The 16,010-nt window shown below is 71.6% G+C and carries 12 protein-coding genes and 1 pseudogene; 8 read left to right on the forward strand and 5 right to left on the reverse strand.

The genetic code is table 11. The annotated features are described in order from the left end of the window. Window positions 1-26: 26 nt before the first annotated feature. The 6 genes from nucS (at window position 27) to AWQ71_RS00965 (ending at window position 5,202) form a co-directional block, all read left to right on the forward strand. A complete protein-coding gene (gene nucS / locus AWQ71_RS00940) occupies window positions 27-689 on the forward strand; it encodes an endonuclease NucS (protein ID WP_067124985.1) in 663 nt (220 codons plus the stop codon). An 85-nt stretch (window positions 690-774) separates the two neighbouring features. Further along, window positions 775-1,608 (forward strand): ABC transporter ATP-binding protein, encoded by an 834-nt coding sequence (locus AWQ71_RS00945; RefSeq protein WP_084258279.1) that lies wholly within the window; start codon window positions 775-777, stop codon window positions 1,606-1,608. Then, entirely contained in the window at window positions 1,601-2,452 is an 852-nt protein-coding gene (locus tag AWQ71_RS00950; protein WP_067124991.1) for an ABC transporter permease, read from the forward strand. Before AWQ71_RS00945 ends, AWQ71_RS00950 begins: the two co-directional genes overlap by 8 nt. Then, window positions 2,449-3,798 (forward strand): sensor histidine kinase, encoded by a 1,350-nt coding sequence (locus AWQ71_RS00955; protein WP_067124994.1) that lies wholly within the window; start codon window positions 2,449-2,451, stop codon window positions 3,796-3,798. The genes AWQ71_RS00950 and AWQ71_RS00955 overlap by 4 nt, the downstream gene beginning before the upstream one ends. After that, window positions 3,795-4,412, forward strand: coding sequence for a response regulator (locus AWQ71_RS00960; protein ID WP_067124997.1), 618 nt, complete (start codon window positions 3,795-3,797; stop codon window positions 4,410-4,412). The genes AWQ71_RS00955 and AWQ71_RS00960 overlap by 4 nt, the downstream gene beginning before the upstream one ends. A gap of 184 nt (window positions 4,413-4,596) precedes the next feature. Continuing rightward, window positions 4,597-5,202, forward strand: coding sequence for a TetR/AcrR family transcriptional regulator (locus AWQ71_RS00965; RefSeq protein WP_245658050.1), 606 nt, complete (start codon window positions 4,597-4,599; stop codon window positions 5,200-5,202). Between the two features lie 36 nt (window positions 5,203-5,238). Here AWQ71_RS00965 and AWQ71_RS00970 read toward each other — a convergent pair whose 3' ends face one another. Genes AWQ71_RS00970 through AWQ71_RS00985 form a run of 4 tightly spaced genes read right to left on the reverse strand, consistent with a single transcriptional unit; the run spans window position 5,239 to window position 9,000 of the window. After that, window positions 5,239-5,832 (reverse strand): response regulator transcription factor, encoded by a 594-nt coding sequence (locus AWQ71_RS00970; RefSeq protein WP_067125003.1) that lies wholly within the window; start codon window positions 5,830-5,832, stop codon window positions 5,239-5,241. Next, a complete protein-coding gene (locus AWQ71_RS43125) occupies window positions 5,829-7,010 on the reverse strand; it encodes a sensor histidine kinase (RefSeq protein WP_245658051.1) in 1,182 nt (393 codons plus the stop codon). Before AWQ71_RS43125 ends, AWQ71_RS00970 begins: the two co-directional genes overlap by 4 nt. Window positions 7,011-7,024: 14 nt before the next feature. Next, window positions 7,025-8,125, reverse strand: a complete 1,101-nt coding sequence (locus AWQ71_RS00980; protein WP_067125008.1) for an ABC transporter permease — start codon at window positions 8,123-8,125, stop codon at window positions 7,025-7,027. Beyond that, on the reverse strand, window positions 8,122-9,000 hold the full coding sequence (locus AWQ71_RS00985; protein WP_067126037.1) for an ABC transporter ATP-binding protein: 879 nt from the start codon (window positions 8,998-9,000) through the stop codon (window positions 8,122-8,124). Before AWQ71_RS00985 ends, AWQ71_RS00980 begins: the two co-directional genes overlap by 4 nt. Window positions 9,001-9,320: 320 nt before the next feature. Between AWQ71_RS00985 and AWQ71_RS43565 the strand changes: the two are divergent. Together AWQ71_RS43565 and AWQ71_RS43570 are read left to right on the forward strand one after the other, a co-directional pair. Beyond that, window positions 9,321-9,773 (forward strand): annotated as a pseudogene (locus AWQ71_RS43565) (ATP-binding protein); the annotation flags it as partial. 2,282 nt (window positions 9,774-12,055) lie between these two features. Next, window positions 12,056-12,220 (forward strand): helix-turn-helix domain-containing protein, encoded by a 165-nt coding sequence (locus AWQ71_RS43570; protein ID WP_245658078.1) that lies wholly within the window; start codon window positions 12,056-12,058, stop codon window positions 12,218-12,220. A 6-nt stretch (window positions 12,221-12,226) separates the two neighbouring features. On the opposite strand, the gene AWQ71_RS00995 is transcribed toward AWQ71_RS43570, so the two are convergent. Then, complete coding sequence (locus AWQ71_RS00995) at window positions 12,227-15,664, reverse strand: M28 family peptidase (protein ID WP_067125011.1); 3,438 nt, start codon at window positions 15,662-15,664, stop codon at window positions 12,227-12,229. Window positions 15,665-16,010 lie beyond the last annotated feature (346 nt).

A 16,010-nucleotide genomic window follows, 5' to 3' on the forward strand; every position in this document is an offset into this window, starting at 1 on the left:
CGGCGCGACCGGTAGGGTTGGCCGCTATGCGGCTGGTCATCGCGCGGTGCAGCGTGGATTACGTGGGGAGGCTGACGGCCCATCTGCCCATGGCGCCCCGCCTCATCTTGATCAAGGCGGACAACAGCGTCTCCATCCACGCGGACGATCGGGCGTTCAAGCCGCTCAACTGGATGAACCCTCCGTGCAAGCTGCGCGAGGACGACGGCACCTGGACGGTGACCCACGGCAAGACCGGCGAGAAGCTCATCCTCACCATCGAGGAGGTGCTGCACGACTCCAGCCACGAGCTGGGCGTCGATCCGGGGCTCCAGAAGGACGGCGTCGAGGCGCACCTGCAGGAGCTGCTCGCCGAGCACATCACCACGCTGGGCGACGGCTGGACGCTGGTCCGCCGCGAGTACATGACGGCCATCGGCCCGGTGGACATCCTCTGCCGCGACCACCGCGGCGGCACTGTGGCGGTGGAGATCAAGCGCCGCGGCGAGATCGACGGCGTCGAGCAGCTGACCCGCTATCTGGAGCTGCTCAACCGCGACCCGCTGCTCGCCCCGGTCAAGGGCATCTTCGCGGCGCAGGAGATCAAGCCCCAGGCCCGCGTGCTGGCCACCGACCGTGGCATCGACTGCGTCACCCTCGACTACGACGCGCTGCGCGGCATCGAGCCGGAGAATCCCACACTCTTCTGACGTCCGGTGTCCACCGAACGGTGGACATCAGGATTCAGTCGACCAGGGGTGTTCTGACGTAAAGCGCCGGTAGATCCTTGGGGGCGTGAAAAACGCTATTGAGGTCCGCGGGCTGACCAAGCGGTACGGCGACGTCCAGGCGGTCAAGGGCATCGACCTCGACATCAGGAGGGGCGAGGTCTTCGCCTTCCTCGGTCCCAACGGGGCGGGCAAGTCGACGACCGTGGAGATCCTTGAGGGGTACCGCAAGCGGGACGCGGGCGAGATCTCGGTGCTCGGCGTCGACCCGGGCCGGCCGACCCGGGAGTGGCGCTCCCGCATCGGCATCGTCCTGCAGACCGCGAACGACGCCGCCGAGCTGAGCGTGCTCGAGACGGTGCGCCACTTCGCGGGCTACTACCCGAACCCGAGGGACCCCGACGAGGTGATCGCCGCCGTGGGACTCTCCGACAAGGCGAACAAGCGGGTCCGCCAGCTCTCCGGCGGGCAGCGGCGGCGAGTGGACGTCGCCCTCGGCATCCTGGGCAACCCGGAGCTGATCTTCCTGGACGAGCCCACCACCGGTTTCGACCCCGAGGCCCGGCGGCAGTTCTGGGAGCTGATCGAGGGACTGGCGCAAACGGGCAGCACGATCGTGCTGACCACCCACTATCTGGACGAGGCCGAGGCACTGGCGGACCGGGTCGCGGTCATCGCGGGCGGCCGGATCGTCGCGGAGGGCGAGCCCGCGACGCTGGGCGGCCGGGACACCGCGAAGGCCGTCGTGACCTGGGAAGAGGGATCGGTCGAGACGAGCACGCCGACCAAGACGATCGTGGAGCTGAGCCGCCGCTACGACGGAGAGGTCCCCGGCCTCGCTGTTCACCGCCCCACGCTCGAAGACATCTATCTGAAGCTGATCGAGGCCCCCCGTGACTGACACCGCCACCGGCACCGCCCCCAGCCGTACGGCCGCCACGCGCGCGATGCCCTCCGCCCTGAAGCTCGGCCTGTCCCGCGGAGCGGTGGAGACGAAGATGTTCTTCCGTGAGAAGGACGCCGTCGTGTTCACCTTCTCCTTCCCGATCATCCTGCTCATGCTGTTCGGGTCGATCTTCGCCGGCCCCCTGGAGGGGTCCGGGGTCACCGTGTCGCAGCTCTACACCGCCGGGCTGATCGGGGCCGGTGTGATGGGCGCCGGCTTCCAGAGCCTCGGCATCGGCATCGCGGGCGACCGCGACGACGGCACGCTGAAGCGGCTGGCCGGAACGCCCATGCCGCGCAGCGCCTACTTCATCGGCAAAATCATCAACGTGCTGGTGATCGCGTTCCTGGAGGTCGTGATCCTGCTGGCCATCGGGGTCCTGATGTACGACCTGGACCTGCCCAGCCAGGTGTCGAGCTGGGTGACCTTCGCCTGGGTGTTCCTGCTCGGGGTCACCGGCGCGGCGCTGCTGGGCACTGCGGTGAGCAGCCTGCCCCGCTCGGCGAAGAGCGCCGCCGCGGTCATCAGCATGCCGTTCGTGGTGCTGCAGTTCATCTCGGGGGTCTTCATCCCGTTCACCCAGATGCCCGAGTGGCTGATCAACATCGCCTCGGTGTTCCCGCTGAAGTGGATGTGCCAGGGGTTCCGCGCGGTGTTCCTCGGAGCCGACGGCGCCTCGCTTGAGCTGACGAAGTCGTACGAACTGGACCGAGTGGCCCTGATCCTCGCCGCCTGGGTGATCGGGGGTCTGGTGCTGTGCCTGACGACCTTCCGCTGGAAGGGCCGTCGCGACGGATGAGCGCGTTCCGGCGCCGGGACCGGCGCTTCTCCGCCGAGGGCATCGCCGTCCCTTGTGAGGACGGCCCGCCCGGCGCCGGCCACGCGTGGAAGGCGTTCCACGGCTGGGAGCTGCTCTACGCCCTGGTGCTGGCGGTCACGGTCGCGCTCGTGTTCGCGGACGACGACCTGACCGCGGTCACCAGGGCGGTCGCGCTCGCGCTGCTCGGCTGCTGCACGGCCGGGTACCTGCTCCTCGGCCGCCCGGCGATCGGGGAACGCGGCGCCCGCGACCGCCGCGGCCTGCTCTATGTGGGCGTGATGATCGCGACCTTCGTCCCGGCCACGATCATCACGACGTCGGCGGCCATCGGGCTGTTCGCGCTCTGCCCGCAGGTGTTCATGCTTCTGCGCGACCGGCGGGCCGTCGCGGTGCTGCTGGCGCTGAACATCGGCCCCGTGGGCATGTTCCTGGCGGCGTACGGCACCGCCGCGAAGCTCGGGTTCGTCTGCATCGTCCTGATCGGCGTCGCGTTCGCCGGCGTCCTCGGGTCGTGGATCAGCCGCATCATCACCGAGAGCACCGAACGCGCGCGGCTCATCGAGGAGCTGTCCGCCAGCCGCGCCGAGGTCGCCCGCCTGTCCGCCGAGCGCGGCGCGCTGACCGAGCGCGAACGGCTGGCCCGGGAGATCCACGACACCCTCGCCCAGGGATTCACCAGCATCATCATGCTCATCCAGGCCGCGGAGTCGCAGCCGGGGGCGGCGCCGGGGTCACGGCATCTGGCGCTGGCCGTACAGACCGCCAGGGAGAACCTGGCGGAGGCGCGCGCCCTCGTCGCGGCGCTCGGCCCGGTCCCGCTGGACGGGTCCACCCTGGACGAGGCGCTGCGGCGACTCACCACCCGGCTGGGCGAGGAGTTGGGCATCCAGGCGTCCTTCGCGGTCGAGGGCATCTCGCGCGCGCTGCCCGCCAACAGCGAGGTGGTGCTGGTCCGGGCGGCGCAGGAGGCCCTGGCCAACGTCCGCAAGCACGCCGCCGCGTCGGCCGTTCAGGTTCGCCTCGTGTACGGTGCGGCCGAGGTGACGCTGGTGGTCCGCGACGACGGGCGCGGGCTCGGCCCCGGCCCGACCTCGGGGTACGGCCTGCGCGCCATGCGGAGCCGCGTCGAGCAGGAGGGCGGTGCGTTGAACGTGACCGGTTCGGGGACGACGCCCCCGAAGACCGGCTCCATGACCGACACGGTGACCGGCCCAGCGAGAGGACCGGCGAGACGCACGGCGACCAGATCGGGGACGACGCTGACCGTCACCCTGCCCGAGCCGGCGCCGCCGCCGATTCCCGAGAAGGAGAGTGACGTTCCGTGATCCGCCTGATGATCGTGGATGACCACCCCGTCGTACGCCAGGGCCTGCGCGGCATGTTGGAGTCCGCCCCGGGCGTGGACGTGGTCGGGGAGGCCGGCTCCGGCGAGGAGGCCGTCGTACGCGCCCGTGATCTGCGGCCGGACGTCATCCTCATGGACCTGCGGATGCCGTCGGGCGACGGGGTCGACGCGACCAGGCTGATCCTGGCGGAACGCCCGGAGAGCCGGGTGATCGTGCTGACGACGTACGAGACCGACCAGGACATCGTGCGGGCGGTCGAGGCGGGCGCGGCCGGCTACCTGCTCAAGGACATCTCTCGCGCCGACCTGCTCGGCGCGGTCGAGTCGGCGGTGCGGGGAGAGACCGTGCTGGCCCCGTCCGTCGCCACGAAGCTCGTCACGCGCATGCGCGCGCCCGTCGCGGAGTCCCTGTCGCCGCGCGAGGCGCAGGTGCTCTCGCTCGTCGCCCGGGGGCTGACGAACGCGGAGATCGGGACCGAGCTGTTCATCAGCGAGGCGACGGTGAAGACCCACCTGCTCCGCGTCTTCGCCAAGCTCGGCGTCTCCGACCGCACCGCGGCCGTCACCACCGCGCTCGGCCGCGGCCTCATCTGACCGTCGTTACGCCCCGTAAAAGGATGAATCAAGATCGAATACAAGGGTGAATTGACCAGCTTGTCAAGTAAATGACCTTCCTTTCGGGCGGCCGAAAGCGCTAATTTATAGATACTTTCGCATAAAGGATCTTGCGTCCATAATGGTTGCTTCTGGGGGGTCATTGACGGCGTGAGGTGAAGTAGTGGCGGGACGCGAATACCGGGGGATGTCAGCCGAGCAACGGCTGGCCGACCGAAGAGAGCGGTTGATCACGGCCGCGTACGCGCTGTTCGCCAATCCAGGCTTCCACGGCACGACGATCGAGCGGCTGTGCGCGACCGCCCGCATCTCCAACCGGGCGTTCTACGAGTGCTTCTCGGGGCGCGACGACCTGATGCGCGCGGTCTACGACCGATGCGTGGAGGAGACGCTCTCCTCCGTGTCGGCGGCCATCAAGCAGGCGCCGCCCACGTTGGACGACCGCATCGTGGCCGGCATCGGAGAGTACGTCCGGTTTGTAACGAAGGACGCCCGGCGCGCCCGCGTGATGCACGTGGAGGTCCGCCGCGCGGGCGACGTCCTCAGCGGCGCCCGGCAGCGCTCCGTGCTGGAGTTCAGCAAGGTGATCGAGCGCGCGGTCGACGACGTGCAGCACCGCCCCCCGCTGGAGTCCCACCTGCTCGCGCTCGGCGTGATCGGGGCCATCACGGAGCTGCTCATCGAGTGGGTCCTGAGCGACCCCGCTCCCCCCGTGGACCGGCTCGTCGCCACGGCGATCCACATCTTCCGCAGCTCGTTCCACCCCTGACATCGGCGAGCGCGACGCAGGAGCCCGGGTGCGGCCTCAGATCCACCCCATGTCCTGCGCGACGCGGATCGCGGTGATGCGGTTTCCCCCTCCCAGCTTGCTGATGGCGCTGGACAGGTAGTTACGGACGGTCCCCTCGGTGAGATGCAGTTCGGCGGCGATCCGCACCACCGACGCGCCCTTGCCCGCCAGGGCCAGCGCGTCGCGCTCCCGCTCCGTCAGCGGGTTCTCCCCCGCGGTCATCGCGGCGGCCGCCATCTCCGGATCGAGGTAGCGGCCGCCCGCGTGCACCTTCCGGATGGCGCGGGCCAGCTCCTCGGCCGACGCGTCCTTGGGCACGAATCCGCGCACCCCGGCCGCGAGCGCCCGCCGCAGGTATCCGGGCCGCCCGAAGCTGGTCAGGATCAGCATCGCCCGGCCGGGCAGGCTCTCCGCCACGGACAACCCGTCCATCCCCGGCATCTCGACGTCCAGCACCAGCACGTCCGGCTCGTGCTCCCGTACGGCCTGGGCCACCAGGTCGCCCCTGCCGACCTGGGCGACGACCTCGATGTCGGCCTCCAGGCCGAGCAGCATGGCGATCGCCTGCCGGATGAGCCGCTCGTCGTCGGCGAGCAGGACGCGGATCATGCCCCGACCTCCACAGGCAGCGGGGCGACCGCCCGCAGGACGAACTCGCCCGATCCCGTGGGCCGCGCCTCCAGCGTGCCCCCGACCGCCGCCATGCGCTCACCCAGCCCGGCCAGGCCGCTTCCGACATCCTCCACCGCCCGGTGAGCCGCGCCGTCGTTGCGCACCTCCAGCACCGCCTCCTCGTCCGAGTGCCGCACCGTGATGTCGCATCGCGACGCCGAGCTGTGCCGCAGCACGTTCGTCGCCGCCTCGCGGACCACCCACGCGAACACCGGCGCCACCTCCTCCGGCACCTCCCGGTGCGGCAGATGCAGGCGGCAGGTCACCCCGGCCGCCTCCAGAACCCCGCGCACCGTCGTCAGCTCGGCGTCGAGGTCGAGCCGCCGGTAGCCGCGCACCGTCTCCCGCAGCTCACGCAGCGCCGTCCGGGCCAGGCCGCGGACCTCGGCCATCTCGTCCCTGGCCGCGTCGGCGTCCGCGCCGGTGAGCCGTACGGCGAGCTCGCTCTTGACCGCGATGGCGGAGAGCTGGTGGCCGACCAGGTCGTGCAGGTCGCGGGCGAAGCGCAGCCGTTCCTCGGCGACGGCCAGCCGCGCCTGGGCCTCCCGTCCGGCGTGGGCTTCCTCGGCGAGCCGGTAGATCCACACCCAGAGCCGGTTGGTCCAGGGGAAGATCGAGCACATCACGAGGTAGTAGACGCTGACGCCGACCACCCCGCCCATCGTGGTGTTCGTGTCCAGCGAAATGCTGGGATCCGCGCCGGCCAGCGCCCCGAGCACGCCGAACGGGGTCACCACCACGGCGGTGCCGGCGCCGAGCAGCACCGCGACCCGGCGCGGCACGGCGATCGCGGCGAGCGACAGCCACGCCAGCGGCGCGAACCCCCACCCGGTCATCTGCGAGCCGCCGACGATCATGACGCCCAGCGACAGGGCGCCGGCGACCACGACGTCGCGCACCGGGTAGCGGTGGGCCAGGACCGCGTCGCTGATGCGAAAGAAGAAAACGCTGAAGGCGACGAGCCCGGCGACGGCGAGGAGGGCGCGGGGCCACGTAAGGATCCCCAGGGCCACCGCCGCCGCCGTCGTCACGGCAGCCAGGAACCAGACCAGGATCAGCGTCCCGATCATCGTCCACCGGACGACCTTGCGCGCCCGATTCAACCCCTCAGCCACCATCCGGCTCCACTTTAGCGGCCTTTGACCACGTCAAGGAGCCGCACCCGCGCGCCCGTGCGCAGCACGGCCCGCTCGTAGATCCGTGCGGCCAGCAGCGCGACCGCCACGGCCGCGGCGGCCATCGCGACGGCGGAGACCGCCACCTGCCAGAAGGGGACCTCGGCCGCGGCCGCCCGCACCGGCATGACCATCGACGAGAACGGCGGGACGAACGACGTGATCGTGGCCACGGTGCTGGTGGGGTCAGCGGCCGAGTAGAAGGCCACGCCGTACGTCACCATCATGGTCATCGTCATCGGTGTCAGGACGTTGCCGACCTCCTCCTGCCGCGAGACGAGCGAGGCCAACATGGCGGCGAACGCCGCGAAGAAGAGGTAGCCGAGGACGAACCACACCACCACGCCGGCCACGATCCCGGCCATCCCCGGTGGGAAGTCGACCGCCAGTCCCGATGCCAGCGCGCCGACCAACCCCGCCGCGATGGCGACGACCAGGTTGATCAGGCCGACGACCCCCAACCCCAGGATCTTTCCGCCGAGGAGCTGCACGGGGCGAACCGACGTGAGCAGGATCTCGACGATGCGGCTGCTCTTCTCCTCGACCACGCCCATCGCGACCATCATCGGCGTACCGATGACCAGCATGAACAGGATGACCACCAGCACGACCGCGATGCCGGTGCGGGTCTTCTGGTAGCGCGTGTCCGCGCCGACGGACTGCATGACAAGCGGGGTGACCGTGACCCCGGCGGCGCCGATCTGGGCCTCGCGGTGCGCGCTCTGCAGCAGCAGCCCGAGCTGGTCGTCGATCTCACCGTCGGTCAGCACCTTGGTGCCGCCGACGAGCGCCGCGTCCACGTCGCCGTCGAGCACGGCCCGCTTGGCCGCGCCCTCGTCGGCGTAGTCCTTCCACTCGACCTTGGCGTCGCCCCACACCTGCAGCCGCTGGGAGGCGACCACGCCCACCTTGAACGAGTCCGAGCCGCCCAGGATCTTCGGCGCGAACGCGACCGCCCCGATCAGCAGCGCCGAGATGACGAGGCTGATGACGAACGACTTCGACCGCACCTGGGTCCGGATCTCGCGCCCGGCCACCAGCAACAATCCGTTCACGCCACCGCCTCCTTGAAGATCTCGGTGAGCGTCGGACGCTCCACCCCGAAGTGTTCGACCCGTCCCGCGCGCATCGCGGCGCGCAGCACGCGCTGGTCGTCGTCGTCCTGCGTGACCAGCACCTCGCGACCGCCCTCGACGGTCAGCTCACCGGCCAGGTCCTGCGCCCATCCCGGCTCGGGATCGGCGACGACCACACGCAGTTTGCGCCCCTCGGAGGCCCGCAGCTCGTCCACGGTGCCGCTCGCGACCATCCGCCCGGCGGAGATGATGCCGACCGAGTCGCACAGCCGCTCCACGAGTTCGAGCTGGTGGCTGGAGAAGATCACCGGCACGCCGCTCCTGGCCCGCTCGCGCAGCGCCTCGGCCAGCGCGTCCACCGCCAGCGGGTCGAGCCCGGAGAACGGCTCGTCCAGGACGAGGACGTCGGGGTCGTGGACCAGGGCCACGGCGAGCTGCACCCGCTGCTGGTTGCCCAGCGACAGCGACTCGACCGCGTCCTTCGCGCGCTCGGTGAGCCCGAGCCGCTCCACCAGGTCGCCGGCCGCCTTCCCGGCCGCCGCGGGTGACAGCCCGTGCAGCCGCCCGAAGTATTCGATCTGATCGGCGACCCGCATCTTCTGGTACAGGCCGCGTTCCTCCGGCATGTAGCCGAACTTCCGCCGCTCCGCGAAACCCAGCGGAGCGCCCTTCCATCGCACCTCACCGGAATCGGCCTGCATGACGCCCATCACGATCCGCATCGTGGTCGTCTTGCCCGCGCCGTTCGCGCCGACGAAACCGAACATCTCGCCCGGCCGTACGGCGAAGCTCACCCGGTCCAGGGCGACCTTGCCCGTCCCGAAAGTCTTGCGCAGTTCCTGCGTCTCCAACATGTCACCGATCATTTCGCGCTCCGCCGGACGCCTGTAGACGTCGATATCAAACCTTCCGGATGACATATGTCATGCGGTCGCTCCTGGCCCGTTTGACGCACGCCGGCGACGACAAAGCGGCCGCCCATCAGGCGGGCGACTACGTGGGCGCCCGTGTCAAGAAGACGGGTCCGAGCGCCTGAGCGGGTTCACGCCGGAACGCCGCGGGACCCGGCACCGACCGGGCTTACGGGGATACGCGAGGGTTGACCATGCTTGACCGGTATTGGATAACTGAGTTCCGACACGGGGAGTAAACCCGCGCTGTTACGGAGCCGCCCATGATCGGCCCTGCTTCCCTGGCCCAGGTGGGCCGCGACGCCCAGTTACGGACCCTCCTCCAGGCGGCCGGCAACCCGCCCGCGGTGATCCTGGTGCAGGGTGAGGCAGGCATCGGCAAGACCCGCCTGGTCCACACGGCGATCGAGCGGTTACGCGCCGACCGCCGCACCGTGCTGCTCGGCCACTGCCAGCAGCTCAGGGAGCCGTTCCCGTACGGCCCGGTGTTCGACGCGCTGCGGCACGCCGCCGCCGCGCTGCCCGCCGGCGACCGGCTCAACCCCGTGACCGGGGCGCTGCGCGGATACCTGCCCGAGCTCACCGGGCACCTGCCGCCCGCGCCCTCGCCACCGCCGCTCGACGACGCGCGCGCCGAGCGGCACCGGCTGTTCCGCGCGGTGCACGCGCTGCTCGCCGCCGCGGCGCCCGCCGCGCTCGTCGTCGAGGACCTGCACTGGGCCGACGACGGCACCCGGGACCTGCTCTGCTTCCTCACCGGCCAGCCACCGGAGGGCCTGGCGCTGGTGGTGACGTTCCGCAGGGAGGACCTCCCCGTGCCCGGCCTGCCGTTCGGGCGCGCCTACCGCCGCCGGCCCGGCGTGCGCAGCGAGGTGATCTCGCTGGCCCCGCTCGACGTCGAGGCCGTGGGAAGCCTGACCAGCGCGCTGCTCGGCGGCGCCCCGGTGCCGAATGACTTCGCCGCCCGGCTGCACGAGCGCACCGCCGGAGTGCCGTTCGTGATCGAGGAGGTGGTGCGCTCCCTGCTCGACGACACGGGCCGGTTACCCGGCGGCGAGGACGCGCCCGAGGTGCTCGACCGCATCCCCGTGCCGCTGCTGCTGCGCGAGGCGATGGCCGAGCGGCTCGCCGGGTTCTCCCCCGCCGCCCTGCGCGCCGTCCGCGCGGCGGCCGTGCTCCGGATGGCCGCCGACGAACCGCTGCTCGCCGCGGTGGCCGGCGCGGAGTGCCCGGACGCCGACGCGCACGAGAGCGGCCTGTCGGAGGCGCTGCGGGCCGGCGTCCTGCTCGAACACCCCGACGGCCAGTACGGCTTCCGGCACGCGCTCGCCCAGCAGGCCGCCTACGACGCGATCCCGGGGCCGGATCGGCGGCCCATCCACAGGCGGGCGATGGCCGCGCTCTCCGCGCTCGACCCGCCGCCGCTGGTACGGCTCGCCTACCACGCAAGGCACGCGGGCGACCTGGCCGCCTGGCGGCGCCACGGCGCGGCGGCCGCCGACCACGCCGCCGCCGTCGGCGACGTGCCCCTGGCGGTCGAGGTGCTGGAAGGCATGCTGGCCGACCCGAAACTGCCGCGCGACGCCCGCGGCCCACTCGCGCTGCGACTGAGCAGGATCGCCGCCGTCGGCCTGTCGTACCGGCGGGTGGTGCGGCTGCTGCGGCATCTGCTGTCGGACGGCTTCCTGTCCCGCCACGTCCGCAGCGAGGCGCGGCTCAACCTGGGCGTGCTGCTGGCGAACCAGGCCGGCGCGAACGCCGCGGGACGGCAGGAGATCCTGGCCGCGCTGCCCGAGCTGCACGACCGGCCCGACCTGGCCGCCCGCGGCCTGGCCCTGCTGGGGCTGCCCGCGTGGGGCGGCGAGCCGCTGGACATCCACGAGGCGTGGATGGACGAGGCGGAGCGGCTGCTCGCGTCCGGCGAGGACCAGGATCCCGAGCTGGCCGCCGCCGTCCACGCCAACAAGGTCACCCTGGCCATGCTGGTGGGCTCACCTCACGCGTTCACCCTGGCCTCGGCGCTGCCGGAGAACCATCCGTCGGCGGCGGTGCGCAGGCAGGCGGCGCGGGCGTACTCGAACCTGTGCGACGCGGCGACGGCGCTCGGCCACTACGGCGCGGCCGAGAAGTACGCGGCGCGCAGCAGGAGGATCTCCGACGAGAGCGGGGCGCTCTACCCGGTGTACCTGGTGGAGATGTCGTCGATCAGGCTCGACTGGCTCACCGGACGGGTGCAGGGGTTGCGGGAGCGCGCGGTCGCGGCGGTGGAGATGACGCTGGAGGCGCCGCTGCTGGCCGTGGAGGCGCGGCTGGTGCTCGGCATGCTCGCCCTGGCCAGGGGTGAGTGGCAGGAGGCCGGGGAGCAGCTCGACGCGACCGGCGTGCGCGACCCCGACTCCGGATATCTGCCGGTGACCGCGCCGGCGTCCGCCGGCCTGATCGAACTGCACCTGACCCGCGACGCGCTGGACGCCGCCCTGGCCGAGACCGAATGGGCGGTGGGCCGGCTGCGCCGCAAGGGCCTGTGGGTGTGGGGCGACCAGGTCGTCCCGCAGGCGATGGCGGCGCTGCTCAAGGCCGGACGCGCGGACGAGGCCGCCGATCTGGTGTCCGAGTTCGCGGCGGGCGTCGACGGCAGGACCGCGCCGTCCGCGCACGCGGCGCTCGACCTGGCCCGCGGCGGACTGGCCGAGCACGAGGGACGGCGCGACGAGGCGGCGGGACACTACGCGCGGGCCAAGTCGGCCTACGAGGGGATGCCCCGCCCGCACGCCGCCGCACGGGCCGCGGAGGCGGAGGCGGGCGCCCGGCTCGGCCTCGGCGAGCGCGAGGAGGCCGCCACCCTCGTCTCCCGCGCGGCCGAGCGGTACACGGCGCTGGACGCCACCCGCGACGCGGCCCGCTGCCGCCGCCTGCTGCGGGAGATCGGCGCGGCCGGACCGGCGCGCCGGACCAGGAGGGCGGGCGTCCTGTCCCCCGGGAGGCCGAGGTGGCCAGGATGGTGGCCCTGGGCCGTACCAACAGGGAGATCGCCGAGGTGCTGTTCCTATCCCGCCGCACCGTGGACACCCACGTCGCCCGGGTGTTGCGGAAGCTCGGCGTGCGCACCCGCAACGACGTGCGCGAGCCCCGGCCGGACGACCGGCCGGGGCCCGACTACTAGTCGCGGTCAGACAGTGATGCTCCAGGAGTCCAGGTAGCCCTGGTCACCGAGGTAGACGTCCTCGATGTCGAGCACCCACGTGCCGGACGCGTTCTGGCTCACCGGGACCGAGAAGGTCCTGGTGCCGTACGGGGTGCAGGTCGTGCCGCCGTACGCGTCCACCAGGTACCAGGTGCCGTTGGGACCGCGGAGCCAGATGTCCAGGTCCTCGGCACAGGGGTGACTGATGGTGATGGACAGCTTGACCGGCGACACCGCCGCGCCCGACGCCGTGGACGTGATCGTGCTCTGCGCGTTCGACCAGTCCCGGATGGCGACGCGCGTGTTGTTGGTGAACGTCCTGTTGTCCGTGGTGCTCTGGACGGTCAGCGCGTACGTGGTGGTGTGGGTGCCGGTCTCGCCGACACCCGTCACCGTCACGGTGTAGGAGCCGGCCGGTGTGGTGGCCGCGGTCGAGATCGTCAGGGTGGACGAGCCGCCCGAGGTCACCGACTGCGGGGTGAACGAGGCCGAGGCCCCGGTCGGCAGACCGCTCGCGGACAGGTTCACCGTCTGCGCGGTGCCCGCCGTGGTGGCCGAGCCGATCGTGGAGGTGGCCTGCGCGCCCGCCTTCACCGTCCCGGACGCCGGGTTGGCGGAGATCGAGAAGTCCCGCGTCGGCGGCGTGCCGGTGCCGGCCGCCTGCTTCCAGACCGCGTACATGGCCGCGTCGGCCGCCCGGTCGAGGATGGTGTCGTTGATGTTGCTCGTGGTGTCGCACGAGGCGTGGTAGCAGGAGTCGTACGCCCGGCTCGCGGTGCCGCCCCACTTGGCCGCCTGCGCCGCCGTCTTGGTGTAGCTGGCGCCGGCCGCCACGCCGGAGCTGGCGATGCCCGCGTTCCGGAAGGAGGCGTCGTCGGAGCGGTTGGCGCCCTCGGTGTTCTCCTCGGGCTGAAGGTTCAGCTTGTCGTAGAACTCCTTCAGGTACTGCGCGCCGGTGGTGGTGATGTTGTTGATGAAGTAGCCGCCGTTGGGCGAGCCCACCATGTCGTAGTTGTAGTAGACCTTGATCTTCGACCGGTCGGTGGAGCTGAGCGAGCTGACGTAGAAGGCCGAGCCGTTCAGGCCCTGCTCCTCGTCGGTCCACCAGCCGAACCGCACGTGCTTGGCGAGGCTGGGGTTCTTGCTCGCCAGGGTGAGCGCGACCTCGAGCAGGGTGGCCGAGCCGGAACCGTTGTCGTTGATGCCGGGGCCGGCCGAGACGCTGTCGAGGTGGGCGCCGGACATGATGACCTGGCTCTCGTCACCGCCCGGCCAGTCGGCGATCAGGTTCGGACCGGCGCCGCTGGTGCAGCGCGAGGTGCAGCTCTGCCTGGTCACGGTGTAACCCGCGGCCTTCAGCTTGTCCTCGACGTACTGCACCGACTGCAGGTAGCCGTTGGTGGTGGACCTGCGGGTGCCGCCGTTGCTCGTGGCGATGCTCTGGAACTGCGTCAGGTGGCCCTTGACGTTGGTGACGCTGACATCCGGCGGCTCACTGCCGCCCGGCTCCTGCCCCACCACGAGGCTGTAGGTGGCGCTGTGCGCGGTCGAGCCGGTTCCCGTCACCGTGATCTGGTACGAGCCCGGCGCGGTGGCGGCGCCGACCGACAGCGTCAGCGTCGAGGAGCCGCCCGAGGTCACCGACGACGGGCTGAAGGACGCCGTGGTGCCGCTCGGCAGACCGGACGCGGAGAGGGTGACCGTCTGGGCGGAGCCCGAGGTGGTCTGCGTGTTCACCGTGACCGTCGCCTGCCCGCCGGGCTGCGCGTTGCCCGACGTCGGGGTGAGCGTGAGCGAGAAGTCGCCGGTGGTGGTGCCGCAGGCGGGCTCGTTCGACGCCGCCGCCACGCTGATCGCGCTCCACGCCGCCTTGGTCGTGTTGCACTCGGCGCTGCCGGCGCCGAACAACTCGATCGCGGCCGCCACGGACGCGGCGCGCGCGTCGGTGTAGCGCCACGTGGACGTCTTGCGGTTCAGCGCGCCCAGGAAGATCTTTCCGGCGTTCTGGATGCCGACACCGGTCACCGACGACGGCCCGCCGGAGCAGATCGGGCTGGACGGCTTTCCGCCGCCGGGGTTGTTGCCCTCGGCGAGCAGGTAGAACCAGTGGTTCAGCGGCCCGGCCGCCGAATGGACCTCGGTGCTCGGGATCGAGGACGAGTAGCAGTTCGGGTCACCGAGCGCGCTCGGGTTGTACATGTTCCGGATCGGCCCGCTGCCGACGAGATTGACCTTCTCGCCGACCAGGTAGTCCGGCGGGTCGTTCGGGTCGTTCGCGTAGTGCTCGGTCAGCGCGCCGAAGATGTCGCCAGTGGCCTCGTTGAGCCCGCCGTTCTCGTTGCCCGAGCCCGCGCCGCCCGGCGTCGTCTGGAAGATCGCGTGGCCGAACTCGTGCGCCACGACGTCGATGCTCGTCGCCTGCCGGGCGTTGTCCTGGCTGTGCCCGAAATTGGTGTAGCTGCCGTTCCAGTACGCGTTGACGTCGCTCAGCCCGACCCGGGCCGGGTAGCCCCGGCCGGAGCCGTTGATGCCGTTGCGGCCCAGCCAGTCGCGCAGCATGTCCCACTCGCGCTGCACGGCGTAGAGGGCGTCCACGCAGGCCGTCTCCAGGTTGGTGCCCGAACCGTTGCCCCACGCGTCGTCCGTGCCGGTGTAGGCCGAACCGGTCTGGCCGCCGCACTGGATGCCGGGCCGGCTCGTGTCGGTCATCGAGTACGAGCTGCCCGAGCCGCTCGTGCCGATGGTGACCTGGCCGTAGTAGTAGCCGTTGCCGGTGCCCTCGCGGACCAGGTCGTAGGAGTCGGCGACCTTGCCGGTCTTGGCGTCCACGAAGACGTGCTGGACGCTGGGCTTGCCGTCGGCCAGGCCGGAAACGGTCGCCTCCCACGCGAGCCGCGGCCCATCGCCCCACGCCAGCACGACCAGGCGGGGCTCGGCGGAGTCGTCCACGCGGGACAGCCTGGACTTCGCCACCTCGGTGGCCCGCGCGGCACTGATCTTGGGGCTGGTCGGCACGTCGGCCGCGCTCGGCCCCGTCGCCGCCACGGTGTCGCGGACGTGCCCGGCCGCGTCCGTCACGACGACCGCGTCGCCGCCGACCACCGGCAGTCCCTTGTACGTGCGCTCGTAGGCGACGAAGTACATGTCGCCCGCGCTCGGCGTCACCGCGATACGGCGGTACGCCTCGTCGGGTCCCCTTCTCAGCTCGTCGATCCCGCTGGCGACGGCCTTGTCCGCCACCGCCGCGGCGAGCGACGCCGGATCTGCCGCGGCGACCGTCGCCGGGTCCGCGGCGATCCGCTCAGGGGCCTGGTACCGGTCCTTCGAGGGGCCCGGTGGGGCGGCGGCGCCGGCGGGGGAGGCCAGCAGAGCCACCGACGCGGCGGTAGCCACGCCGACGGCGGCCGCGAGTAAGCGTTTCACGCTGTCGTGCTCCTTTCGGCGGATTCCCCGGGCCGGCCACCGCTGAGCGCGCGCCTGCGGGCGCGGGCCGAGGGGTCACACGGTGACGGGACGGGGAATCGGGGGGTGAAAGAACATGACGAAGAGGTGAGCGAACCGTTTCGCGCCTCATTGCCGCCAGACGCTAGGCTCCGTGCCGCCGAGTGGAAATCCGTATGGCCATCGGTAAGCGATACCGATAATTCGTCGGCCCTGGTCACGCATGACCAACTCGCGGGCGCGTCCGGCCCGGGCGCGAGAACACGGTCACGAGAAGACCGGCCGATACGGAGGATCGCGCCTCCGAGCGGCCGGCGGCGCACCGTTA

Origin of the sequence: Microtetraspora malaysiensis, from assembly GCF_001528665.1 — a bacterium.
Lineage (GTDB): Bacteria > Actinomycetota > Actinomycetes > Streptosporangiales > Streptosporangiaceae > Microtetraspora_A > Microtetraspora_A malaysiensis.